Origin of the sequence: Microbacterium sp. Root53, from assembly GCF_001426925.1 — a bacterium.
Taxonomy (GTDB): domain Bacteria; phylum Actinomycetota; class Actinomycetes; order Actinomycetales; family Microbacteriaceae; genus Microbacterium.
In genome coordinates this window covers 255,422-277,145 of record NZ_LMFR01000024.1, presented here as the reverse complement: position 1 = coordinate 277,145, position 21,724 = coordinate 255,422, and the positions used below count along the sequence as shown (strand labels likewise).

Genomic DNA, 21,724 nt, shown 5'->3' with positions numbered 1-21,724 from the left:
GACGGCGGGTCAGTGCGTGATGAGCTTCGAGAGGAAGTCCTTCGCGCGATCGCTCTTCGGGTTGGTGAAGAACTCCTCGGGCGTCGCCTCCTCGACGATCTGCCCGTCGGCCATGAACACGACGCGGTTCGCCGCCTTGCGCGCGAAGCCCATCTCGTGGGTCACGACGATCATCGTCATGCCCTCCTTGGCGAGCGACACCATGACGTCGAGCACCTCGTTGATCATCTCGGGGTCGAGCGCGCTGGTGGGCTCGTCGAAGAGCATGACCTTCGGCTTCATCGCCAGGGCTCGCGCGATCGCGACGCGCTGCTGCTGGCCGCCCGACAGCTGGGCCGGGAGCTTGGCCGCCTGGTGCCCCACGCCGACGCGGTCCAGCAGCGCCTTGGCCTGCTTCTCGGCCTCGGCCTTGCTCAGGCCGCGCACCTTGATCGGGCCGAGCGTGACGTTCTCGAGGATCGTCAGGTGGGCGAACAGGTTGAACGACTGGAACACCATGCCGACGTCCGCGCGCAGCTCGGCGAGCCCCTTGCCCTCCTTGGGCAGCTCCCTGCCGTCGATCGTGATGGTGCCGCTCGTGATCGTCTCGAGGCGGTTGATCGTCCGGCACAGCGTCGACTTGCCGGACCCCGACGGGCCGATCACGACGACGACCTCGCCCTTGCCGACCGTGAGGTCGATGTCCTTCAGCGCGTGGAAGTCGCCATAGTGCTTCTGCACGTCCTTGACGACGACGAGGGGCTCAGTCATGCGATTCACCCTAGGCCGTCGTGCGGAGCCCGGCCAGCAGGCGGAGCGGCGCTTTACCGACTTGTAACAGGCCGTGTGCGCGAATCGGAATATCCCGGTCAGCCGCCAGTCCGGGTATGTCGCGGGCTCCGACGGCGGCTCAGGCGCGCTGCGCGAAGGCGCTCTCGTAGAGGCACACGCTGGCGGCCGTGGCGAGGTTCAGCGACTCCGCGCGACCGAAGATCGGCAGCTTCAGCGCGCGATCCGCGAGGCCCAGCGCGGCGTCCTCGAGCCCGTGCGCCTCGTTGCCGAACAGCCAGGCCGTCGGGCGCGCGAGGAGCCCCTCGGCGCGCGCGGCGAGCAGGTCGTCGCCCTTCACATCGGCCGCGAGCACCGTGAGCCCGGCGGCATGGGCGCGCTCGACGATGTCCTCGAGCTCGCCCCCGACCGCGACCGGCAGGTGGAAGAGCGATCCGGTCGTGGAGCGAACGACCTTCGGGTTGTACGGATCGACCGTGCGCCCCGTGAGCACGACGGCGTCGGCGCCGGCGGCGTCGGCGGCGCGGATGATCGTGCCCAGGTTGCCCGGGTCGCGCACCTCCTCGCAGATCGCGATGAGACGCGGCCCCTCGGCGAAGATGTCCTTCACGGCCGTGGGGTTCTGCCGGGCGACCGCGACGAAGCCCTGCGGCGTCACGGTGTCGGCCATCGCCTCGAGCACGGCCTCCGAGACGAACTGCGCGTGCAGGCCCTCATCTGTCAGCAGCGTGCGGACGTCCTGGTGCCGCTCGAGGGCGGTGGGCGTGGCGAACAGCTCGACGAGGGTCTCGGGCCGGAAGGCGAGCGCCTCGCGCACCGCCTGCGGCCCCTCCAGGAGAAACAGCCCGGTCTCCTTGCGCGCGTTGCGCTTGGCCAGCTTGGCGACGGCCCTCACGCGCGGCGACCGCGGATTCTCCAGCACGTCGACAGTCTATGGCCGCGCAGGCATACCGACATGAAGCGCAGGTGACGCGCGCGCCGCGCGCACGTCACCTCGGGGAACACGCAGCGACCCGCAGGGGCCTGGATGACCCGCGTCACGCCCCCGCTCCGTCCCTCCGCTCGGACCACCGGTGAGAGTGAGAGCCGGCAGCAACCCCGGGTCATCGACGGTCGTGCGAGCGTCCCCGTGCGCTTCTCCGACCGTCGCATTCGCGACGGCCGGAGCCTCTGCGCCGGGGGCCCAGCGAGCGTGCCGCGAAGCGGCCAAACGCAGCGCGAAGCGCTGCCGAACGGAGCGAAGCGACGTTCCTCGCTCGCGAGTGTCCGGCGCGCCAGCGCCAGCGCGAGCGTGCGACCGCTTCTGAAAAAACAAGAGGGCGCCCCGAAGGGACGCCCTCTCGCGAGAAGGGTGCTTACGCAGCCGACTTGGGCGCGTTCACGTCGCTGGGCAGCGCGGCCTTGGCGGTCGCGACGAGCGAGGCGAACGTGGCGGGCTCGTTCACGGCGAGCTCGGCCAGGATGCGACGGTCCACCTGCACGCCCGCGAGGCCGAGGCCCTGGATGAAGCGGTTGTAGGTGATGCCGTTCTGACGCGCGGCGGCGTTGATGCGCTGGATCCACAGGCGACGGAAGTCGCCCTTGCGCTTACGACGGTCGCGGTACGCGTAGACGAGCGAGTGGGTGACCTGCTCCTTCGCCTTGCGGTACAGGCGCGAACGCTGGCCACGGTAACCCGAGGCGCGCTCGAGGATGACGCGACGCTTCTTCTGGGCGTTGACTGCCCGCTTGACTCTAGCCATTCTTCATTCTTCCTAACGGGATGTTCGCGTCAGCGACCGAGGAGCTTCTTGACCTGCTTGAGGTCGTTGCCCGAGATGACCTGGTCCTGGTTGAGACGGCGCGTGCGACGGCTCGACTTGGACTCGAGGTTGTGGCGCATGCCCGCCTGCTGCTTCTTGATCTTGCCGCTGCCGGTGATCTTGAAGCGCTTCTTGCTGCCCGAGTGGGTCTTCTGCTTCGGCATCTTCTCTTCCTTCGTGATGCGCCCCTCGGGGCGACGTTGTGTGCACCCGCCGGAGCGGGAGTCTGTGGGGCGGATCACTCCGCGGCCGGGGCCTGCGCCTTCGCCTCGCGCGCCGCGGCCTTGGTGGCCGCGCGCTGCGCGTTCTGCTCGGTCTTGACCTCGGACTTGTTCTTGTGCGGCGCGATGACCATCACCATGTTCCGGCCGTCCACCTTGGGGTTGGACTCGACGGTGCCGAACTCGGCGACGTCGTCCGCGAACTTCTTCAGCAGGCGAACGCCCTGCTCGGGGCGCGACTGTTCGCGACCGCGGAACAGGATCATGGCCTTCACCTTGTCACCCGACTTCAGGAAGCCCTCCGCGCGCTTGCGCTTGGTCTCGTAGTCGTGTTCGTCGATCTTCAGGCGGAACCGGACCTCCTTGAGGACCGTGTTGGCCTGATTGCGACGGGCCTCCTTGGCCTTCTGCGCGGCCTCGTACTTGAACTTCCCGTAGTCCATGATCTTGACGACGGGAGGCTTCGAGTTGGGGGCCACCTCGACGAGGTCGAGATCGGCCTCCTGCGCCAGGCGGAGGGCGGCCTCGATGCGGACGACGCCGATCTGCTCGCCGTTCGGGCCGACGAGTCGGACCTCGGGCACGCGGATGCGCTCGTTGGTACGGGGATCGCTGATGCGGAACTCCTTGGGTGGGTGACTGAGGCCACCGTGACGACGTTTTCGTGCCACGGGCGGGAGAGAGACTCAGCATCCACCCGGCAGACGTCACACGTCGGCCTCACCCGACCAGGCATGCCGCGGCGGCCTGGAACACTCGCGCGAACGCGAGGGAGTGCATGACCCGGTAGCCTTATGACGGCAAGCGCGGGTGGGAAGTGAATCCTCTTTCGTCCGGCTTCTCATGCGAGAAGGTCCGGAGCCCGGGAAAGTCTAGCAGAGAGCGGCACATGAGCACCAACCCCGGCCACACCCACTCCTTCGACGCCCAGCGCGAGGCGCGCTGGGAGGAGCAGGACCGCGCCGCGGCCGACACCTCGGCCGTGCGGGACATCGCGGACGTCGCGGCCGTCGAGGTCATCGGCTCGGCCTGCGTCCACCTCATGAGCGCGGCCGCCGTCAAGCTCGGCCTCGCGGACTCCCCCGACGCCGACGCCGACATCGACCTCGACGAGGCGCGCAAGCTCATCAACGCGCTCGCCGGCCTCGTGACCGCCGCCGCCCCCGAGATCAGCGACATGCACGCGCGCCCCATCCGCGACGGCCTGCGGTCCCTGCAGCTGCGCTTCCGCGAGATCTCGACCATCCCGGACGAGCTGGGCAAGGGCCCCGGCGAGAAGTGGACGGGCCCGGTCGTCTGACCGGCACCCGCCCCGCGGCGGCTACTCAGTGCTCGCGAGCTTGACCGCGAGCGAGTCGACGAGGGTCGCCACGCGGTCGTCGGTCGACCAGCGGCGCGCCAGGCGAGCCAGCACGGCGTCGAGCTCGGTCCGGTCCAGCCCGGACATGAGCGTGAGCCGCACCACGAGCTCGGGCCCCTGCAGCCGCGCGGTCGGGTCTCCCGGCTCCACCTCGAGGTCGAGCACGGCGAGCTCGCCCGCGATGCTCTCCTGCAGGCCGAGGAAGACGTCGGGGTCGGCGAAGCTGGGGGTCCACGGCTCGCCCTGCGCGATCGCCCAGACGGCCGGGCGGCGGACGACGAACTCCGTGTCGGACGTGGGGTCCAGCACCATCAGGTCCGTGTGCTCTGCCGACGCGGCCAGCGCCGCGCGCACCGCCTCGACGGGGATCGGACGGGCCTTCGCGTCCCAGCGACCCAGCGCCTCGACGGAGCTGAACACCGGCAGCACGCTGCGGCCGTCCGGCGCGGCGACCGTGACGATCGAGAGCTCCTGCGTCTTGTCCACCACAAGCCCGTGCGCGCCGACGCCCTCGTCGCCCTTCTCTGCCACCAGCGGAATCAGCACGCGCGCGCGACGCAGCGCGTCGACGACCGCGACCTGATCCCCGTCACCCGCGCGGAAGGCGGTCAGCGCCGCGAGCAGCGCGGGGTCGGCGGAGCCGTCGTCGGACGCGTGGGGGTTCGCCTCGAAGTGACGTCCCTCCCACGGGACGCCGGCGGAGTCTGCGCGGTCAGTCGGCCGCGACATCCAGCGCCTCGGCGAGCGTGAACGCGCCCGCGTAGAGGGCCTTGCCCACGATCGCGCCCTCGACGCCGTTCGGCACCAGGCGACGCAGCGCCGCGATGTCGTCGAGGCTCGAGACGCCGCCAGACGCCACGATGGGCTTCGGGGTGCGCGCCGTGATCTCGCGCAGGAGGTCGAGGTTCGGCCCGCGCAGCGTGCCGTCCTTCGTGACGTCGGTCACGACGTAGCGGCTGCAGCCGGCCTCCTCGAGGCGCTCCAGCACGTCCCAGAGGTCGCCGCCCTCCTGCGTCCAGCCGCGCGCCGCGAGCGTCGTGCCGCGCACGTCCAGGCCGACGGCGATCGCGTCGCCGTAGCGGCCGATGACCGACGCGGTCCACTCGGGGTTCTCGAGCGCCGCGGTGCCGAGGTTGATGCGCTGCGCGCCGCTCTCGAGGGCCGCCTCGAGCGAGGCGTCGTCGCGGATGCCGCCCGACAGCTCGACGTTCACGCCGCGCAGGTGCTTGATCACCTTGCGCAGGACGCCCGCGTTGCTGCCGCGGCCGAACGCCGCGTCCAGGTCGACCAGGTGGATCCACTCGGCACCCTGCTTGGCCCAGTTCTCGGCCGCCTCGATGGGGTCGCCGTAGTCGGTCTCGGTGCCGGCGGCGCCCTGGGTCAGGCGGACGGCCTTGCCGTCGGCGACGTCGACAGCGGGCAGCAGGATCAGTCCGGGGGTGGACGCGAAGTCGTTCATAGCTCCCAATGTGCTTCGGATCCGCGAGCGCCGGGAATCTCCCGTCGCGGGCACGATCTCAGAGGTTAGCCCCGCGGAGGCCGTCGATCCAATTCCGCAGCAGGCGGATGCCCGCCTCCCCCGACTTCTCGGGGTGGAACTGGGTGGCCGAGAGGGGCCCGTTCTCGACGGCCGCGAGGAAGCGGCCGCCGTGCTCCGCCCAGGTCAGGACCGGCTGCGGGAAGGGCGGCTGGACGTCGAGCGTCCACTCCTGCGCGGCGAACGAGTGCACGAAGTAGAAGCGCTCGTCCTCGAGCCCGCGGAACAGGCGCGAGCCCTCCCCCGCCTCCACCGTGTTCCAGCCCATGTGCGGCACGACGGGCGCCTTGAGCTCCTCGACCACGCCGGGCCACTCGCCGAGGCCCTCCGTGTCGACGCCCCGCTCGATGCCGTGCTCGAACAGCACCTGCATGCCGACGCAGATGCCCAGCACGGGCCGTCCGCCCGCCAGGCGGCGCTCGATGAGCTCGGGACCCCGCACGGACCGCAGCTGCTCCATGACGGCCCGGAAGGCGCCGACGCCGGGGACGAGCAGGCCGTCCGCGTCGAGGATCAGGCCGCGGTCGCGCGTGAGCCGCACGTCCGCTCCCGCCGACTGCAGGGCCTTGACGGCGGAGTGGATGTTCCCGGAGCCGTAGTCCAGGACCGCGACGACGGGCTTGTCGCCCTCGCGCACGGCGTCGTCGGGGGTGTTCGCCTCGCTCACAGGGCTCCCTTGGTCGACGGGATGCCCTCGACCAGCGGATCGAGCGCCTTCGCCTGGCGGAACGCGCGCGCGAGCGCCTTGTACTCGGCCTCGGCGATGTGGTGCGGATCGCGGCCCGAGATGACGCGCACGTGCATCGTGAGGCCCGCGTTGAATGCGAGCGCCTCGAACGTGTGGCGCACGAGCGACCCGGTGAAGTGACCGCCGATCAGGTGGAGCTCGAAGCCGGCGGGCTCGCCCTCGTGCACGAGGAACGGCCGGCCGGAGATGTCGACGACGGCCTGCGCGAGCGCCTCGTCCAACGGCACGAGGGCGTCGCCGTAGCGCGAGATGCCCGACTTGTCGCCGAGGGCCTCGCGGATCGCCTGGCCCAGCACGATCGAGATGTCCTCGACCGAGTGGTGGGCGTCGATGTGGGTGTCGCCCGTCGCGGTCACCGTGAGATCGGTCAGCGAGTGCTTCGCGAACGCCGTCAGCATGTGGTCGAAGAACGGCACGCCGGTCGAGATGGTGCTGCGGCCGGTGCCGTCGAGGTTCAGCTCCAGCTCGACGCTCGACTCGCTGGTGGAGCGGGTGCGGCGTGCGATTCGGGCAGTCGTCATGCCCGCGAGTCTAGTCGGGGCGCGGTCGCCGCCGGACCGCGCGGCGACCGCGCACGGCCTCCGCTCAGCGACGGCCCAGCTCGGCCAGGGCCTCCAGGAACGCCGTGGTCTCCTCCTCGGTGCCGGCCGTGACCCGCAGGTGGCCGGGGATGCCGATGTCGCGGATGAGCACGCCTCGGTCGTACAGCGCCTGCCACGTCGCGGCGGGGTCGGAGACGCCGCCGAACAGCACGAAGTTCGTCCACGACTCGTACGCGCGGTAGCCGAGCGCCTCGAGCGTCGCCGACATCCGGTCCCGCTGCACGACGATCTCGTCGACCATCCGCAGCATGGTGTCGGAGTGCCGCAGAGCCGCGGTCGCGGCCGCCTGCGTCAGCGCGCTGAGGTGGTACGGGAGACGGACCAGGCGCAGCGCGTCGATCAGCACCGGATCGGCCGCGAGATAGCCCACGCGGGCGCCGGCGAAGGCGAACGCCTTGCTCATGGTGCGCGAGACCGCGAGGCGGGGGCGCCCGCCCAGCAGCGTCAGCGCCGAGGGCGACTCGTGCGGCGCGAACTCCTGGTACGCCTCGTCCACCACCACGATGCCGTCTGTCGCGTCGTACACGGCCTCGACCACGTCGAGCGACAGCGGCGTGCCAGTGGGGTTGTTGGGGGCGCACAGGAACACGACATCGGGCCGCGCCTCCGCCACCTGGCGGGCCGCGTCCTCCGGGTCGATCGTGTAGTCGTGGCCGCGCGTGCCGCCGATCCACTCGGACCCGACGCCCCGTGTGAGGAGCCGGTACATGGAGTAGGTGGGCTCGAAGCCGAACGCCGAGCGCCCGGGACCCGCGAACGCCTGCAGCACGTGCTGCAGCACCTCGTTCGAGCCGTTGCCGGCCCAGATCCGGCTCTCGTCGAGGCCGTGGCCGAGGTACTGCGCGAAGCCCTGCCGGAGCTCGGTGAACTCGCGATCCGGGTAGCGGTTGACGTTGCGCAGAGCCTGGGCCACCGCGTCGGCGATGTCGTCCGCGACCTCGGCCGGCACGGGATGCGTGTTCTCGTTGACGTTGAGTGCCACGGGGAGAGGCGCCTGAGGTGCCCCGTAGGGCTTCTGCCCGCGCAGGTCGTCGCGGATCGGCAGTTCGTCGAGAGTGACCGTCACCCTCTCAATGCTAGGGCCGCTCGGACGGGTGGCCTCTCGTCCGTCAGCGGGCCGAGGAGTACTCCGCCGGGATCGCGAGCCGCTCTCCGGCGGCGACCGACGAGCTCTGCAGCTGGTTCAGCGCGACGATCGCGTCCACCACGTCGCGCGGGTCCGCGGCCGGAGCGATCTCCTCCGCGATCGACCAGAGCGAGTCGCCCGCCATGACCGTCACGGTGTCGAACGTGCCGGCGGGTGCGCCGTCCTCGCGCGACGCGAGGGCGCCTCCGCCGCTGATGACGGCGAGGGCCAGGCCCGCGGCGACCGGAGCCGCGGCGAGGGCGGCCAGCACGCGACGACCGCGGCGCGTGAGCCGCAGCCGCGTCGCCGGCGCCACGCGGACGGCGCGCTCGGTGCGGAGGGCACGGGCGGGGCGGACCGGGGCCTGGTAGGCGGTGATGCTCACGGTGGTCATCTGCGGCTCCTTCAGCTTCCTCGAGAGGATCGGAGAGGCTTCGCATCCGGCACTCGGCCGGGAGGGCCGGATGCGAAGCTCTGTTCCGAATCTATCTTCGAAGATTCGAATCTGTCAACGTCTTCTTCGAAAACCGGTCCGAGATGTCACGCGACACGCTCGAACAGATCTTCCGGATCCGCGTGGGTCTCGGATACCGTTTCGATGAAGCACACTCCACCACGGGCCACCGACATCGGATGTCGGAGCGAAGGAGCACGGGACATGAGCGCCGTCGACACCAGCACGTCGGACCTCGACGCCGGACAGTCGGCCGCGGCCGACGAGAAGCCCCGCACGCGGCGCCGCAAGAGCCTCAGCGACAAGCAGCTGGCCATCCTCGAGGTCATCCAGCGCTCGATCCAGACCAAGGGCTACCCGCCCACGATGCGCGAGATCGGCGACGCGGTCGGCCTCAAGTCGCTCTCGAGCGTCACGCATCAGCTGGGGCAGCTCGAGCTGAGCGGCTACCTGCGCCGCGACCCCGGCAAGACGCGTGCGATGGAGGTGCTGATCGACCTCCCCGGCCAGTCGGCGGAGAACCTCGACGCGGGCATGCCCACGGTCGGCGACGCCGCCATGGTGCCGCTCGTCGGCCGCATCGCGGCGGGCGTGCCGATCACGGCCGATCAGCAGGTCGAGGAGATCTTCCCGCTCCCCCGCCAGCTGGTCGGCAAGGGCGAGCTGTTCATGCTGAAGGTCTCGGGCGAGTCCATGATCGACGCCGCGATCTGCGACGGCGACTGGGTGGTCGTGCGCGTGCAGAACACGGCGGAGAACGGCGACATCGTCGCGGCCATGCTCGACGGCGAGGCCACGGTCAAGGTCTTCCGGCAGCGCGACGGCCACACGTGGCTCCTGCCGCGCAACTCCGCGTTCGAGCCGATCCTCGGCGACGAGGCGGTCGTGCTGGGCAAGGTCGTCGCGGTGATGCGCGCGGTCTGACCTCCGCGGGCTCCCCGATAGCGTGGGGGCATGGCACAGACGCTCCCATACGGATCCTGGCCCTCGCCGATCGCGGCAGCCGACATCGCCGGAGGCTCGCCTCGCCTGGACGGCGCGCGCTTCGTGGGCGACGAGATCTGGTGGAGCGAGAGCGTGCCGTCGGAGCGGGGGCGCACCGCGGTCTTCCGGCTCACGGACGACGAGCCCGAGGCGCTGCTGCCGGCGCCCTGGAACGCGCGCTCGCGCGTGCACGAGTACGGCGGCGGTGCGTGGACCGTCACGCCGGCCTCCGAGCTGCTTTTCGTGGAGGGCTCGGATCAGCGCGTGCACCGGTTGACCGTGGGCGGCGCGCCCGAGCCCCTCACGCCGGCGGGCCTCGGGATGAGCTTCGGCGACCTCACGTTCGCCGCCGGTCCCGACGGCGGGGGCCGGCTGTGGGCCGTGCGCGAGACACACGCCGGCGACCGCTCCCCCGTGCGCGATATCGTCGTGATCCCGCTCGACGGCTCCGCGGCCGACGATCCCGAGGCGATCCTCAGCGTGGTGGCCGGTTCGGACTTCCTCGCGTACCCGGCGCCGCGCGGCGACCGACTCGCCTGGATCGCGTGGGACCACCCGGACATGCCGTGGGACGCCTCCGAGCTGCGCGTGGGCCGGATCGGCCCCGACGGGCGCGTGTCGGAGCACGTGGTGGTCGCGGGGGGCCGCACGGAGGACGGCGGGATCTCGGCGCTGCAGCCCGAGTGGACCGGCGACGACGAGCTCATGTTCACCGCCGACCCCGAGGGCCGCTGGAACCTCCACTGGGTGCGGTTCGACGGCCTCGCCGCGACCGGCCCGGAGCCGATCTACCCCGCCGACGCCGACACGGGCGGACCGCTGTGGAACCTCGCGACCCGCTGGTTCGCGGCGCTCGACGACGGCCGGATCGTCGCGGTGCGCACGCACGGCGCCGACGAGCTCATCGTGATCGATCCGACGTGCGGCGCGGTGGACGGCCTGGAGACCTCGCTCACCGGCGGGGTGCTCGTGCGGGACGCACAGGGCTCCCGCGTCCTGCTCACGGGCGCCGGCATCCGCGTCCCCGGAGGCCTCTGGCTCCTGGACGTCGACGCGCGCACGCTCACCGCGCTGCGGGGCGGGGTCTCGGCGCTCGCCCCTGAATGGATGCCGACCTCCCGCGCCGTGACCTTCGAGGGTCCGGACGGCGACGTCCACGCGTTCGCGTACCCTCCGACCAACCCGGATGCGACCGCTCCCGAGGGCGAGCTGCCTCCGTACCTCGTGCTCGTGCACGGCGGGCCGACCGCGCACGCGTCGGGCGAGCTCTCGCTCGCGGTCGCGTACTTCACGAGCCGCGGCATCGGCGTTCTCGACGTGAACTACGGCGGATCGACCGGCTACGGCCGCGCGTACCGCGAGCGGCTGCGCGGCCGCTGGGGCATCGTCGACGTCGCCGACACGGCCGCCGCCGCGCGGGGGCTCGCGGCGGCGGGTCTGGCGGATCCCGCCCGGATCGCGATCAAGGGCGGCTCGGCCGGCGGCTGGACCGTGCTGTGCGCGGTCGCCGACACCGACGTGTTCGCCGCCGGCATCAGCCGCTACGGCGTCGCGGACCTGCGGCGGCTGGCCGACGACACGCACGACTTCGAGGCGCGGTACCTCGACGGCCTCGTCGGCCCGCTCCCCCAGGCCGAGCCGCTGTACGTCAGCCGCTCGCCCCTGTCGCGGCCCGAGACGCTGCGGACGCCGCTGCTCATCCTGCAGGGCGCCGACGACCCGGTGGTGCCGCCGTCGCAGTCCGAGGCGCTGCGCGACGCGCTGGCGGCCAACGGCGTGCCGCACAAGTACCTGCTGTTCGAGGGCGAGTCGCATGGCTTCCGGCAGGCGGAGACGCTCGTGCGCGCGTTCGAGGCCGAGCTGGCCTTCCTGGGCGCGATCCTCGGGTTCGAGACCCCCGGGGTGCCGCCGATCGACCTGGACTGACTCCGGGTCAACCCAGTCGCATCCCGAACGCCTGGACCCCCTCGTGCGAGGGCAGGCGCGAGAACCCGACGCGGTCGTAGAACGCCAGTGCGCCGGCGTTCCGGGTCGCGGCGGTCAGGTGCAGCCCCGGCACGCCGCGGCGGCGCAGCTCGGCGACCAGCGCCTCGATGAGCCGGCGCCCCCACCCCCGCCCCTGGGCCTCGGGCAGCAGGTCGATGTGCAGGTGCGCGGGGTAGCCCGCCGCGGCGTACGGCTCCGCGCCCGGCCGGCGTCCGTAGGCGTAGAGCAGGATGCCCTCCTGGCGCGTTCGCTCCCGCTCGGGTCGCGCGCGTCCCTCGGTGCGCGACGGCCACCAGTCGACCCGGAACCACTCCTCGAAGGCGTCGGTGTCGTCCGTGCCGACCACGTACCCGATCACGCGGCCCTCGTCCTCGAGCACGAAGGCCAGGTCCGGGTGGCGGGACACGTACGGCAGCGCCCACACGTCCGCCCACAGCCCGTCGTCCTCGAGCACGCCCGTGGCGTCCCCGCCGTAGTCGGCCGTGCGCAGGCAGATCTCCGCGACGGCGTCGCGGTCGGCGGCTGCGTACGGCCGGATCCGCATGCTCAGGCCACGCGGAAGGGCTCGAGCGCCGCGGCGAGGCGCTCGGACACGTGGGCGTGCACCAGCGTGCCGCCCTCCTCGTGCGAGCGCTCGAGAAGGTGCCCCTGCTCGTGGATGGCCGAGATCAGCTCGCCGCGGTCGTACGGGACGAGCGCGCGGATCTCGACCTCGGGCATTGGCAGCGCCGCCTCGATGGCCGCGCGCAGCTCGTCGATGCCCTCGCCGCTGCGCGAGGACACGAAGACCGCGTTCGGCTCGAGGCCCCGCAGGACGAGGCGCGTGTCGTCGTCCACGAGATCGGCCTTGTTGAAGACGACGATCTCGTGGATGTCGCGCGCGCCCACGTCGCCCATCACGTCGCGGACGGTCTGCAGCTGCCCGGCCGGGTCGGGGTGATGCGCGTCGACGACGTGCAGGATGACGTCGGCGTCGGCCACCTCCTCGAGGGTCGAACGGAACGCCTCCACGAGCTGGTGCGGCAGGTTGCGCACGAAGCCGACCGTGTCGGCGATCGTGTAGACGCGGCCGTCCGAGGTCTCGGACCGCCGCACCGTGGCGTCGAGGGTCGCGAACAGCGCGTTCTCGACCAGGACCCCGGCGCTGGTGAGCCGGTTCAGCAGGCTCGACTTGCCGGCGTTGGTGTAGCCGGCGATCGCGACCGAGGGGATCGTGTTGCGCTTACGCTCGCCCCGCTTCGCCTCGCGCGCGGGCGCGAAGTCGCGGATCTGCCGGCGCAGCTGCGCCATGCGCGTGCGGATGCGACGGCGGTCGAGCTCGATCTTCGTCTCACCGGGACCGCGCGAGCCCATGCCCGCGCCGCCGGCGCCGACCTGGCCACCCGCCTGGCGGCTCATCGAGTCACCCCAGCCGCGCAGGCGCGGCAGCAGGTACTCGAGCTGCGCGAGCTCGACCTGAGCCTTGCCCTCGCGGCTCTTGGCGTGCTGGCTGAAGATGTCGAGGATCACCGTGGTGCGGTCGATCACCTTGACCTTGACGACGTCCTCGAGCGCGCGCCGCTGGCTGGGTGCGAGTTCCGTGTCGGCGATCACGGTGTCGGCTCCCACGGCCGCGACGATGTCCTTGAGCTCGTCGGCCTTGCCGCGACCGATGTACGTCGCGGGGTCCGGGTGCGGGCGCCGCTGGAGCACGCCGTCCAGCACCACGGCGCCAGCGGTCTCGGCGAGCGCCGCGAGCTCGCGCAGCGAGTTCTCCGCGTCGGTCAGCGAGCCCTGCGAGTACACGCCCACGAGCACGACGTTCTCGAGCCGGAGCTGCCGGTACTCGACCTCGGTGACGTCCTCGAGCTCGGTCGAGAGGCCGCCGACGCGACGCAGCGCCGCGCGCTCCTCGCGATCCCACTGCTCGCCGTCCGCCGTGCCCTCGCCGGTCGTGGTCGCATCCTGCAGCGCCTGCGCGGCTCCGAAGACCCGTGCCCCGGTGCGCGCCTCGGCGCGCGAGAGCACGCGATCCACCAGATCCGGCTCTGCCTGACCGACGACGCCGTCGGTGTCGGGATCTGGTGTGGTGGTGTCAGTCATCCATGCCTTTCGTCGCGAGCCGATGCGCGGCGCCTGCCGCGTATCGAGCTCTCCAGCCTATTCTCCCGCGCCCCGCGCGGCCATGGGCCCCTCGGCACCGGACGAGCACGTCCGGGCACTCCCGGGCCGCCCGCTCCTCCGGTACGCTGGCCCCCTATGGTGGACCACTACTTCTCTGCGAGTCCCACCAGTGCCGAGAACCTCCGACGCATCCGCGTGCCCCTCGCGGGACGCACCGTGGAGCTGACCACAGCAGCCGGTGTGTTCAGTCCCGAACGACTCGATGCCGGGACGGCGGTGCTGCTCGCGAACGCCCCGGAGCCTCCCTCCGGCGGCGACTTCCTCGACCTCGGATGCGGCTGGGGACCGATCGCCCTCAGCATGGCCCTCGCCTCGCCGCACGCCCGGATCTGGGCGGTCGACGTGAACGAGCGCGCCCTGGACCTCGTCCGCCGCAACGCGGCCTCCCTGGGGCTCGAGAACGTCAACGCCGTGCTTCCCGAGGATGTTCCCGCGGAGGTCTCGTTCCGCACCATCCGCTCCAATCCGCCCATCCGGGTCGGCAAGTCGGTGCTGCACGAGCTCATGGAGACGTGGATCCCGCGGCTCGCCGAGCGCAGCGACGCGTACCTGGTCGTCAAGCGCGATCTGGGATCCGACTCGCTGCAGCGCTGGCTGGCCTCGACGTTCGACGACGGCTACAGCGTCTACCGCACCGCGACCGGCAAGGGATACCGCGTGCTGAAGGTGCGCCGCCACGGCACGCCGCGCACCGAGCCGCTTCAGCTGCCCGGGGTCTGATCACCGGCGCCGAGGCGCCGCAGGTCCTCCGGCGTGTCCACGTCGGCCAGCTCGGCGGCCGGCAGCGGGATGCGGATGGCGTCGCCCACGGTCTCGAGGAGCGCGCGCAGGGGCCGGTCACGAGGATCGCCGACGGCGGCGGCCCGGGCGCGCAGCACACGCTCGTCCCATGCGGCGCACAGCGGCTGGTCCCGGCCGGACGGATCGACCGCCAGGGCCACCGCGCCGGGCGCGGCCGACGCCAGCCGCCGCAGCGCATCGGGGGTCACGAACGGCATGTCACCGCCGAGCACCAGCACGACCCCGTCGGCGGGCGGCAGGGCCCCCAGCCCCGCGGCGATCGCGGCGAGAGGGCCCGCGAACGGCGGCTCCTCGCGCACGACGGCGACGCCGGCGGGCACCCCGGCCGGGTCGCCCACCACGACGGGCTCGGCGTCGATCGCCCGCAGCGCGCGCACCACGCGCGCCACGATCGGCTCGCCGCCCACCTCGATGGCGGGCTTGTGGCGGCCGCCGAGCCGTGACGAGCGGCCGCCCGCGAGGACGATCCCTCGCAGCGCCGGCGCCTCCATCCGCGGTCCGGTCAGGCGAGCGAGACGGTGCCGGTGTACACGAGCACGGCGGGGCCGGACAGCGACACGTGCTCGCCGTCCTCGGCGGGGAACATCCGGACGCCGAGCGTGCCGCCGGGCACCTCGACTCGCCAGTGGTCGGGCGCGTTCGCGCCCGCCCAGTCGCGCACGGCCAGCGCCGTGGCGGCGACGCCCGTGCCGCAGCTGAGCGTCTCGCCCACGCCGCGCTCGAAGACGCGCATGCGCACCCGGCCGACGCCGTCCTTCACGAGCGGCTCCCGCGGCACGACGAACTCGACGTTCGCCCCGTGCGGCGGCTCCGGCTCGATCGCGGGGCGATCGGTGAGGTCCAGGCCCTCGAGCTCCTCGTCGGACGCGAGGGCGACCACCACGTGCGGGTTGCCGACGTCGATGCCGAGGCCGGGACGCGCGACGCCCAGGCCCTTCGCGCGGACGAGAGGGTCGCCCGGCTCGGCGCGCCAGCGGCCGAGGTCCACCTGGTAGCCCGTCTCGCTGCGCATCACGTCGCGGACGCCGGCGCGGGTGCCGATGGGCAGGGTCGAGCCGGCGGGGAGCTCGGCCAGGCCGGCCTCGAGCAGGTAATGCGCGAACACGCGCACGCCGTTGCCGCACATCTCGGCCTTGGAGCCGTCCGCGTTGCGGTAGTCCATGAACCACCCGGCCTCGGGCTCCTCGGCGAGCGCCGCGGCGCCCTCGGGGATGCGCGCGGACCGGACGACGCGCAGCAGACCGTCGCCGCCGATCCCGAAGCGGCGGTCGCACAGCGCGGCGACCTGGGCGTCGGTGAGGTCGAGCTCGCCCTCGGGGTCGGCGACGATCACGAAGTCGTTGCCCGTGCCGTGGCCCTTGGTGAAGGCGATCTCCGTCATCGCACCAGTCTATTCGCGGGCGGTGGGAGGCGGCGCGGGTCGCGCCGCGACTCGGCCGTCGAGTCCGATGCTCAGTCGTCGGATCCGTGATGCGGGAGTGGCTGATGCGCGCGCTCGAGTGGGCACCAGCCCCTCCGATCCGGCAACCGAGCGGCCGATCCGACGACCGAGCGGCTCAGTCGTCCGGGATCAGCCGGTGACCCGCGACCCGCACTGTCTCGGGCGGAGCACGTACACCGCGTATTCGCCGTCGGTGCCCTCGCGCACGAACCCGCATCGCTCGAGCAGACGGCACGACGCCGTGTTGCCCTCGTGCGGATCGGCGTACAGCGGGCGGCCCCGCTCGCGCTCGAGGAACGCGCGCATGGCGGCGGAGCCGACGCCCCTCCCCCAGAAGCCGCGACCGAGCCAGTACCCGGTGAAGCGGCGGCCGTCGTCCGCGTCCCACGCCACGATGCTGCCGGCCACGGCGCCACGTCCCGCAGCAGGATCTCCATGCGCCGACCCTGCCACGGGCCTCGGACATCCGCGACGGGTCAGGCCCGGGCCGCGAGCGCCTCGGCGTCGGTCGAGCCGGCGTCGGACCACGCGACCTCGAGCCCGGCGGCCGGCGCGTAGCGCTTGAACCACGACACCTGGCGCCGCGCGTACCGCCGCGTGAGCGCCTGGGTCTCGGCGATCGCCTCGGCCTCGGTGAGCTCGCCCCGCAGCTGCGCCAGCGCCTGCGCGTAGCCGATCGCCCGGGACGCGGTCCGCCCCCGCTCGAGGCCCTGCTCGCGCAGGCGCGCGGTCTCGTCCAGCATGCCGTGGGCCCACATCCGCTCGACGCGGCGGTCGAGACGCTCGATCAGCGCGGCCCGCTCCATCCGCAGGCCCACCACGCTCGCGGGTCGCCAGGGCACGGGCTCCTCCGGCAGCGTGGCCCCATGGGTCGCCTCCCCCAGCGCGAGGATCTCGAGCGCCCGGACGACCCGCCGCCCGTTGCGGGGGTCCACCCGCGCCGCGGTCGCCGGGTCCTGCGCCCGAAGCCTCGCGTACAGCGCACCGGCGCCGTCGCGCTCGAGCTCGGCCTCGAGCGCCGCACGCAGCGCCTCGTCGCGCGGCGGGAAGCGGAAGTCGAACAGCACGCTCGACACGTACAGCCCCGATCCGCCCACGAGGATCGCGTGACGGCCGCGCGCGAGGATGTCGTCGATCGCGGCCCGCGCGTCGTCCTGGTAGCGGGCGACCGCGGCGTCCTCGGTCACGTCGAGCACGTCGAACAGATGATGCGGGATGCCCCGCCGCTCGGAAGCCGGCACCTTCGCCGTCCCGATGTCCATGCCGCGGTAGAGCTGCATGGCGTCGGCGTTGACCACCTCGGCCCCCGCGCCGCGGGCGGCCAGGGCTTCGGCGAGATCCAGCGACAGGTCGCTCTTGCCGGTGCCCGTGGCCCCGACGATCGCGAAGAGCCTCGGGGTCACACGCCCACGCGGAGGGTGGGCAGGCCGAGCTTCACGGCGCCGGCGGCCGTGGTCGAGCCGGGCGTCGGCACACCGCAGGACTCCGCCTGCGAGCGGTCCCAGGCGTCGCCCGCGCGCGTGCGGCGGATACGCAGCGGGGCGCCGTCCTTCGAGTCCGCGAGCAGGTGCGACGGGGCCGCGTGGGTGACCTCGACCGTGACGACGTCGCCCGGCCGCGGCAGCGGCGAGCCCGCGGGGACCTCGAAGTGCACGAGGCGGTTGTCCTCGGCGCGGCCCGTCAGGCGGTGGGTCTCGGCGTCCTTCTTGCCCTCACCGGTCGACACGAGCACCTCGAGCGAGCGGCCGAGCTGCTTCTGATTCTCCTCCAGCGTGATGCGCTGCTGCAGCGCGATCAGCCGGTCGTAGCGCTCCTGCACGACGTGCTTCGGCACCTGGTCGGGCATGGTCGCGGCGGGCGTGCCCTCGCGGATCGAGTACTGGAACGTGAACGCGCTGGCGAAGCGCGCCTGCTCGACGACGCGCAGCGTGTCCTCGAAGTCCTCGTCGGTCTCGCCGGGGAACCCCACGATGATGTCGGTCGTGATCGCGGCGTGCGGGATGCGCTCGCGCACGCGGTCGAGGATGCCGAGGAACTTGGCGCTGCGGTACGACCTCCGCATGGCGCGCAGGATCGTGTCGCTGCCCGACTGCAGCGGCATGTGGAGCTGCGGCATGACGGCCGGGGTCTCGGCCATCGCTTCGATCACGTCGTCCGTGAACGCGGCGGGGTGCGGGCTCGTGAAGCGGATGCGCTCGAGGCCCTCGATCTCACCCGCGGCGCGCAGCAGCTTGCCGAACGCCTGGCGGTCACCGAACTCGACGCCGTACGAGTTGACGTTCTGGCCGAGCAGTGTGACCTCGATCGCGCCGTCCTCGACGAGCAGGCGGATCTCGTTCAGGATGTCGCCGGGCCGGCGGTCCTTCTCCCTGCCCCGGAGGCTCGGCACGATGCAGAACGTGCAGGTGTTGTTGCAGCCGACGGAGATCGAGACCCAGCCGCTGTAGACGGAGTCGCGCTTGGTGGGGAGCGTCGAGGGGAAGGTCTCGAGCGACTCGAGGATCTCCAGCTCGGCCTCGCCGTTGTGGCGGGCCCGCTCGAGCAGGCTGGGCAGCGACCCCATGTTGTGGGTGCCGAACACGACGTCGACCCACGGTGCCTTGCGCTGCACGGTCTCCTTGTCCATCTGCGCGAGGCAGCCGCCGACGGCGATCTGCATGCCGTCGTGCTTGTCCTTGCGGGACTTGAGGTGGCCGAGGGTGCCGTAGAGCTTGCCGGCCGCGTTGTCGCGCACCGCGCACGTGTTGATGATCACGACGTCGGCGTCCTCGCCGTCGGCCGCCCGCACGTAACCCGCGCTCTCGAGGGAGCCGGCGAGCCGCTCCGAGTCGTGCACGTTCATCTGGCAGCCGAAGGTGCGCACCTCGTACGAGCGCGGCCGGCCGTCGGCGGTGACGGCGGCGGGCGAGGGCTCGATCAGAGTGGGGGCGCTGGAAGGGGTAGTCATGGCCTGCTCATTCTACGTTTCGCTGCCCCGGTGGGGCCCGGGAGCGCACGGGCCCGCGGCGGTGCTCAGTCGAACCGCACCGACGAGCGCGGACGCCTGGCCTCATCCAGCGCGGCGCGCGCCGCCGACATCGCCAGGCCGCCGTAACCGCGGCGGGCGAGCTGCCCGGCCAGGCGCCGCAGCGCCGTGTCGTCGTCGTAGCGCAGCAGCTGGGGGGCCTTGCCGCGCGCGTACTCGAGGGCGCGCTCGAAGTCGTCGTCGGGCAGCTCGGCCAGCGCCTGGTCGATCACGGCGCGATCGATGCCCCGCGCGGCGAGGCTCTGGGCGATCGCGCGGCGCCCCTGGTTCTTGCGCTCCACCCCTGCGTACACCAGCTGATCCGCGAGGGCCGCGTCGTCGAGCGCACCGAGCCGGACGAGCCGATCGACGATCTCGTCGATCGCGTCGACGTCGAGCTCGCTCTCGCGCAGCTTCGCGCGGGCCTCCGAGATCGACAGCGACCGGCGCCGCAGCGCCTTGATCAGCCGGTCCTCGGCCTGCTCGCGCAGCGCGCCGGCATCCGGCTCGGCGGGTTCCTCGTCCTCCGGGAGCTCCACGAAGCGCACGCCGCCCGATTTCTTGACCTCGAGCGGCTTCACGGGCGCAGGCCTTCGGTCGCCGGGCCGCGAGCCGAGGTCGCGCCACGTCGTGTGCCATCCCTCGCCCGTCGGATCGTCCGCGGCGGCCTCGCCGCCCCCGGCCGGAGCCGCGGGCTCGACGGGCGCCGCGCCTCCCCCGAAGAGGGGGATGACGGGGGCGAGGCGCTCCTCCTCGCCCCCGTCAGTCGCCATGGTTCACCCCGGTTGTTGAGCGACGCCGAAACACGGTTGTTGAGCGACGCCGAAACATCACGCCGTGCGGCGGGCCGCCACCTCGGGCGCGGGCGCGTCGACCGCGGCGGTCTTGGGCTGGCCGACGCCGAGCTTCTCCTTGATCCGGTTCTCGATCTCGAGGGCCACGTCGACGTTCTCGATCAGGAAGTTGCGGGCGTTCTCCTTGCCCTGGCCGAGCTGGTCGCCGTCGTACGTGTACCAGGACCCGGACTTCTTGACGATCCCGTGCTCGACGCCGAAGTCGATCAGGCTGCCCTCGCGCGAGATGCCGGTGCCGTACAGGATGTCGAACTCGGCCTGCTTGAACGGCGGGGCCATCTTGTTCTTGACGACCTTGACGCGCGTGCGGTTTCCGACCGCCTCGGCGCCGTCCTTCAGGGTCTCGATGCGGCGGATGTCGAGGCGCACGGAGGCGTAGAACTTGAGCGCCTTGCCGCCCGCGGTGGTCTCGGGCGAGCCGAAGAACACGCCGATCTTCTCGCGCAGCTGGTTGATGAAGATCGCGGTGGTCTTGGTCTGGTTCAGGCCACCCGTGAGCTTTCGCAGCGCCTGCGACATGAGTCGCGCCTGCAGACCCACGTGCGAGTCGCCCATCTCGCCCTCGATCTCGGCGCGCGGCACGAGGGCCGCGACCGAGTCGATCACGACGAGGTCGATCGCGCCGGAGCGGATCAGCATGTCGGCGATCTCGAGCGCCTGCTCACCGGTGTCGGGCTGGGACACGAGCAGCTGGTCGATGTCGACGCCGAGCTTCTTGGCGTACTCGGGGTCGAGCGCGTGCTCCGCGTCGACGAACGCGGCGATGCCGCCCGCGCGCTGCACGTTGGCGATCGCGTGGAGCGTGAGGGTCGTCTTACCCGACGACTCCGGGCCGTAGATCTCGATGATGCGGCCGCGGGGCAGGCCGCCCACGCCGAGGGCGACGTCGAGGGCGATCGATCCGGTGGGGATCACCTCGACGGGCGCGCGCTCGTCGCTGCCCAGCCGCATGACCGAGCCCTTCCCGAACTGCTTGTCGATCTGGGCGAGGGCCGCGTCGAGGGCCTTCTCGCGATCGGCTGCTGATGCCATGACCTGCTCCTTCGTGCTCGTGTGTCCGTCGCCTGTAGGCTGTCGCGCCCCGCCCGGGCGTGCGGGGTCTGCGACAAGGCGCGTGGCTCAAGTGCCACCTGCCACGCTAGGCAGGGCCACCGACATCGAGTCCGGCGCCCCCGTCCCGGGGAGCAGATGAGCGGCATGTGCCACCTGGGGACGACACTACGCCGATCTCGAACGGATCTTCGAGGACACGCCGAAGGCGTGCATCCGCTCTTCGAACGCTCTCAGCGCCGCGGCTCGAGCCGGCCCGCGCCGTAGCGGCGGCTGGCGGGCACGTCGGTCTCGGCGCACAGCGCGAGCCAGATCTCGCGCGGCGGCACCCCGTCGTCCAAGGCCTGATCGGCCGTCCGGCCGATGCCGGGCAGCACGAGATCGCTGAGCAGCGACGCGCCGCGCGCGCCGAACTCCTCGTCGACCGCGCGCAGGAACTCGCTGCGCCTCATCGAGCGCTCAGCGCAGCGACAGCTCGGTGCCGACCTCGGCGACGAGGTCGTCCGGAACGACATCCGGGAACGGCTGCACGCCCTCGAGCACGGCGATGCGGTCGCCCACCTCGCGCATGATCGACGAGATCGGAACGTCGAGGGCCTCAGCCACCGACGCGAGGATCTCGCTCGACGCCTCCTTCTGCCCGCGCTCCACCTCGCTGAGGTAGCCGAGCGCGACGCTCGCCCTGCTGGCGACCTGACGGAGGGTCTGGCCCTTCTGCTGACGCATGTCTCGCAGCACGTCGCCGATCTCTTGACGAACCAGGATCATCGCGGCCCCCTCCTCACTGCTTTCCCGACGGGTGCATAACAGTACAACACCGTCG

26 protein-coding genes are annotated in these 21,724 nt (G+C 72.2%); 4 read left to right on the top strand and 22 right to left on the bottom strand.

Annotation, left to right across the window (positions count from 1 at the left end; translation table 11 throughout):
* Positions 1–9 precede the first annotated feature (9 nt).
* The 5 genes from ASD19_RS12775 to infC form a co-directional block, all read right to left on the bottom strand.
* A complete protein-coding gene (locus tag ASD19_RS12775; protein WP_055993345.1) occupies positions 10–750 on the bottom strand; it encodes an amino acid ABC transporter ATP-binding protein in 741 nt (246 codons plus the stop codon).
* Positions 751–889: 139 nt separating this feature from the next.
* Entirely contained in the window at positions 890–1,690 is an 801-nt protein-coding gene (locus ASD19_RS12770; RefSeq protein WP_055993343.1) for a TrmH family RNA methyltransferase, read from the bottom strand.
* A gap of 433 nt (positions 1,691–2,123) precedes the next feature.
* On the bottom strand, positions 2,124–2,510 hold the full coding sequence (gene rplT / locus ASD19_RS12765) for a 50S ribosomal protein L20 (protein ID WP_055993340.1): 387 nt from the start codon (positions 2,508–2,510) through the stop codon (positions 2,124–2,126).
* A 29-nt stretch (positions 2,511–2,539) separates the two neighbouring features.
* Positions 2,540–2,734: a 50S ribosomal protein L35 gene (gene rpmI, locus ASD19_RS12760; protein WP_055993338.1), complete on the bottom strand. Its 195-nt coding sequence runs from the start codon at positions 2,732–2,734 to the stop codon at positions 2,540–2,542.
* 74 nt (positions 2,735–2,808) lie between these two features.
* Entirely contained in the window at positions 2,809–3,375 is a 567-nt protein-coding gene (gene infC, locus ASD19_RS12755) for a translation initiation factor IF-3 (RefSeq protein WP_230667697.1), read from the bottom strand.
* 305 nt (positions 3,376–3,680) lie between these two features.
* On the opposite strand from infC, the gene ASD19_RS12750 reads away from it, so the two are divergent.
* Positions 3,681–4,091: a DUF1844 domain-containing protein gene (locus ASD19_RS12750; RefSeq protein WP_055993336.1), complete on the top strand. Its 411-nt coding sequence runs from the start codon at positions 3,681–3,683 to the stop codon at positions 4,089–4,091.
* A 21-nt stretch (positions 4,092–4,112) separates the two neighbouring features.
* Here the strand turns inward: ASD19_RS12750 and ASD19_RS12745 are convergent, their stop codons facing one another.
* From ASD19_RS12745 to ASD19_RS12720, 6 genes are all read right to left on the bottom strand, one after another.
* On the bottom strand, positions 4,113–4,880 hold the full coding sequence (locus ASD19_RS12745; protein WP_055993334.1) for an SseB family protein: 768 nt from the start codon (positions 4,878–4,880) through the stop codon (positions 4,113–4,115).
* Positions 4,864–5,610 (bottom strand): bifunctional 1-(5-phosphoribosyl)-5-((5-phosphoribosylamino)methylideneamino)imidazole-4-carboxamide isomerase/phosphoribosylanthranilate isomerase PriA, encoded by a 747-nt coding sequence (gene priA, locus ASD19_RS12740; RefSeq protein WP_055993331.1) that lies wholly within the window; start codon positions 5,608–5,610, stop codon positions 4,864–4,866. Before priA ends, ASD19_RS12745 begins: the two co-directional genes overlap by 17 nt.
* Positions 5,611–5,668: 58 nt before the next feature.
* Entirely contained in the window at positions 5,669–6,355 is a 687-nt protein-coding gene (gene hisH, locus ASD19_RS12735) for an imidazole glycerol phosphate synthase subunit HisH (RefSeq protein WP_055993329.1), read from the bottom strand.
* Complete coding sequence (gene hisB / locus ASD19_RS12730; protein ID WP_055993327.1) at positions 6,352–6,957, bottom strand: imidazoleglycerol-phosphate dehydratase HisB; 606 nt, start codon at positions 6,955–6,957, stop codon at positions 6,352–6,354. The genes hisH and hisB overlap by 4 nt, the downstream gene beginning before the upstream one ends.
* Positions 6,958–7,021: 64 nt before the next feature.
* Positions 7,022–8,113: a histidinol-phosphate transaminase gene (locus tag ASD19_RS12725; RefSeq protein ID WP_374198154.1), complete on the bottom strand. Its 1,092-nt coding sequence runs from the start codon at positions 8,111–8,113 to the stop codon at positions 7,022–7,024.
* Positions 8,114–8,147: 34 nt separating this feature from the next.
* Positions 8,148–8,558, bottom strand: coding sequence for a LysM peptidoglycan-binding domain-containing protein (locus tag ASD19_RS12720; protein ID WP_082543182.1), 411 nt, complete (start codon positions 8,556–8,558; stop codon positions 8,148–8,150).
* A 264-nt stretch (positions 8,559–8,822) separates the two neighbouring features.
* Between ASD19_RS12720 and lexA the strand changes: the two genes are divergently transcribed.
* Positions 8,823–9,542 carry a transcriptional repressor LexA gene (lexA, locus tag ASD19_RS12715; RefSeq protein WP_055993323.1) on the top strand — a complete coding sequence of 240 codons (720 nt, stop codon included), beginning with the start codon at positions 8,823–8,825 and terminating at the stop codon, positions 9,540–9,542.
* Positions 9,543–9,572: 30 nt separating this feature from the next.
* Positions 9,573–11,528, top strand: a complete 1,956-nt coding sequence (locus tag ASD19_RS12710) for a S9 family peptidase (RefSeq protein WP_055993321.1) — start codon at positions 9,573–9,575, stop codon at positions 11,526–11,528.
* 7 nt (positions 11,529–11,535) lie between these two features.
* Here ASD19_RS12710 and ASD19_RS12705 read toward each other — a convergent pair whose 3' ends face one another.
* Positions 11,536–12,132, bottom strand: coding sequence for a GNAT family N-acetyltransferase (locus ASD19_RS12705; RefSeq protein ID WP_055993319.1), 597 nt, complete (start codon positions 12,130–12,132; stop codon positions 11,536–11,538).
* Between the two features lie 2 nt (positions 12,133–12,134).
* A complete protein-coding gene (hflX, locus tag ASD19_RS12700) occupies positions 12,135–13,670 on the bottom strand; it encodes a GTPase HflX (protein WP_055993317.1) in 1,536 nt (511 codons plus the stop codon).
* 156 nt (positions 13,671–13,826) lie between these two features.
* Between hflX and ASD19_RS12695 the strand changes: the two genes are divergently transcribed.
* Positions 13,827–14,471, top strand: coding sequence for a class I SAM-dependent methyltransferase (locus tag ASD19_RS12695; protein ID WP_055993315.1), 645 nt, complete (start codon positions 13,827–13,829; stop codon positions 14,469–14,471).
* Here the strand turns inward: ASD19_RS12695 and mobA are convergent.
* The 9 genes from mobA to ASD19_RS12650 all read right to left on the bottom strand — a co-directional run bounded on the left by mobA (position 14,453) and on the right by ASD19_RS12650 (position 21,669).
* Positions 14,453–15,043, bottom strand: a complete 591-nt coding sequence (mobA, locus tag ASD19_RS12690; protein ID WP_055993314.1) for a molybdenum cofactor guanylyltransferase — start codon at positions 15,041–15,043, stop codon at positions 14,453–14,455. The genes ASD19_RS12695 and mobA overlap by 19 nt on opposite strands.
* 11 nt (positions 15,044–15,054) lie before the next feature.
* Positions 15,055–15,933, bottom strand: a complete 879-nt coding sequence (gene dapF, locus ASD19_RS12685; RefSeq protein ID WP_055993312.1) for a diaminopimelate epimerase — start codon at positions 15,931–15,933, stop codon at positions 15,055–15,057.
* Between the two features lie 189 nt (positions 15,934–16,122).
* Positions 16,123–16,401 carry a GNAT family N-acetyltransferase gene (locus ASD19_RS14855; protein WP_055993310.1) on the bottom strand — a complete coding sequence of 93 codons (279 nt, stop codon included), beginning with the start codon at positions 16,399–16,401 and terminating at the stop codon, positions 16,123–16,125.
* Between the two features lie 68 nt (positions 16,402–16,469).
* Entirely contained in the window at positions 16,470–17,396 is a 927-nt protein-coding gene (miaA, locus tag ASD19_RS12675; protein ID WP_055993308.1) for a tRNA (adenosine(37)-N6)-dimethylallyltransferase MiaA, read from the bottom strand.
* Positions 17,393–18,940 carry a tRNA (N6-isopentenyl adenosine(37)-C2)-methylthiotransferase MiaB gene (miaB, locus tag ASD19_RS12670; RefSeq protein WP_055993306.1) on the bottom strand — a complete coding sequence of 516 codons (1,548 nt, stop codon included), beginning with the start codon at positions 18,938–18,940 and terminating at the stop codon, positions 17,393–17,395. Before miaB ends, miaA begins: the two co-directional genes overlap by 4 nt.
* A 65-nt stretch (positions 18,941–19,005) precedes the next feature.
* Positions 19,006–19,770: a regulatory protein RecX gene (locus ASD19_RS12665; RefSeq protein ID WP_055993304.1), complete on the bottom strand. Its 765-nt coding sequence runs from the start codon at positions 19,768–19,770 to the stop codon at positions 19,006–19,008.
* A gap of 57 nt (positions 19,771–19,827) precedes the next feature.
* Entirely contained in the window at positions 19,828–20,883 is a 1,056-nt protein-coding gene (gene recA, locus ASD19_RS12660) for a recombinase RecA (protein ID WP_055993302.1), read from the bottom strand.
* A 251-nt stretch (positions 20,884–21,134) separates the two neighbouring features.
* Positions 21,135–21,353 (bottom strand): DUF3046 domain-containing protein, encoded by a 219-nt coding sequence (locus ASD19_RS12655; protein ID WP_055993300.1) that lies wholly within the window; start codon positions 21,351–21,353, stop codon positions 21,135–21,137.
* A gap of 7 nt (positions 21,354–21,360) precedes the next feature.
* A complete protein-coding gene (locus tag ASD19_RS12650; RefSeq protein WP_055993297.1) occupies positions 21,361–21,669 on the bottom strand; it encodes a helix-turn-helix domain-containing protein in 309 nt (102 codons plus the stop codon).
* Positions 21,670–21,724: the final 55 nt, after the last annotated feature.

Coding starts and splice junctions, on each gene's coding strand:
- hisB (WP_055993327.1), bottom strand. CDS start 6,957: ATGACGACTGCCCGAATCGCACGCCGCACCCGCTCCACCAGCGAGTCG.
- ASD19_RS12695 (WP_055993315.1), top strand. CDS start 13,827: ATGGTGGACCACTACTTCTCTGCGAGTCCCACCAGTGCCGAGAACCTC.
- mobA (WP_055993314.1), bottom strand. CDS start 15,043: ATGGAGGCGCCGGCGCTGCGAGGGATCGTCCTCGCGGGCGGCCGCTCG.
- priA (WP_055993331.1), bottom strand. CDS start 5,610: ATGAACGACTTCGCGTCCACCCCCGGACTGATCCTGCTGCCCGCTGTC.
- ASD19_RS12710 (WP_055993321.1), top strand. CDS start 9,573: ATGGCACAGACGCTCCCATACGGATCCTGGCCCTCGCCGATCGCGGCA.
- rpmI (WP_055993338.1), bottom strand. CDS start 2,734: ATGCCGAAGCAGAAGACCCACTCGGGCAGCAAGAAGCGCTTCAAGATC.
- dapF (WP_055993312.1), bottom strand. CDS start 15,933: ATGACGGAGATCGCCTTCACCAAGGGCCACGGCACGGGCAACGACTTC.
- ASD19_RS12665 (WP_055993304.1), bottom strand. CDS start 19,770: ATGGCGACTGACGGGGGCGAGGAGGAGCGCCTCGCCCCCGTCATCCCC.
- ASD19_RS12775 (WP_055993345.1), bottom strand. CDS start 750: ATGACTGAGCCCCTCGTCGTCGTCAAGGACGTGCAGAAGCACTATGGC.
- ASD19_RS12650 (WP_055993297.1), bottom strand. CDS start 21,669: ATGATCCTGGTTCGTCAAGAGATCGGCGACGTGCTGCGAGACATGCGT.
- lexA (WP_055993323.1), top strand. CDS start 8,823: ATGAGCGCCGTCGACACCAGCACGTCGGACCTCGACGCCGGACAGTCG.
- rplT (WP_055993340.1), bottom strand. CDS start 2,510: ATGGCTAGAGTCAAGCGGGCAGTCAACGCCCAGAAGAAGCGTCGCGTC.
- ASD19_RS12655 (WP_055993300.1), bottom strand. CDS start 21,353: ATGAGGCGCAGCGAGTTCCTGCGCGCGGTCGACGAGGAGTTCGGCGCG.
- ASD19_RS12745 (WP_055993334.1), bottom strand. CDS start 4,880: ATGTCGCGGCCGACTGACCGCGCAGACTCCGCCGGCGTCCCGTGGGAG.
- recA (WP_055993302.1), bottom strand. CDS start 20,883: ATGGCATCAGCAGCCGATCGCGAGAAGGCCCTCGACGCGGCCCTCGCC.
- ASD19_RS12750 (WP_055993336.1), top strand. CDS start 3,681: ATGAGCACCAACCCCGGCCACACCCACTCCTTCGACGCCCAGCGCGAG.
- ASD19_RS12705 (WP_055993319.1), bottom strand. CDS start 12,132: ATGCGGATCCGGCCGTACGCAGCCGCCGACCGCGACGCCGTCGCGGAG.
- ASD19_RS12720 (WP_082543182.1), bottom strand. CDS start 8,558: ATGACCACCGTGAGCATCACCGCCTACCAGGCCCCGGTCCGCCCCGCC.
- miaB (WP_055993306.1), bottom strand. CDS start 18,940: ATGACTACCCCTTCCAGCGCCCCCACTCTGATCGAGCCCTCGCCCGCC.
- hflX (WP_055993317.1), bottom strand. CDS start 13,670: ATGACTGACACCACCACACCAGATCCCGACACCGACGGCGTCGTCGGT.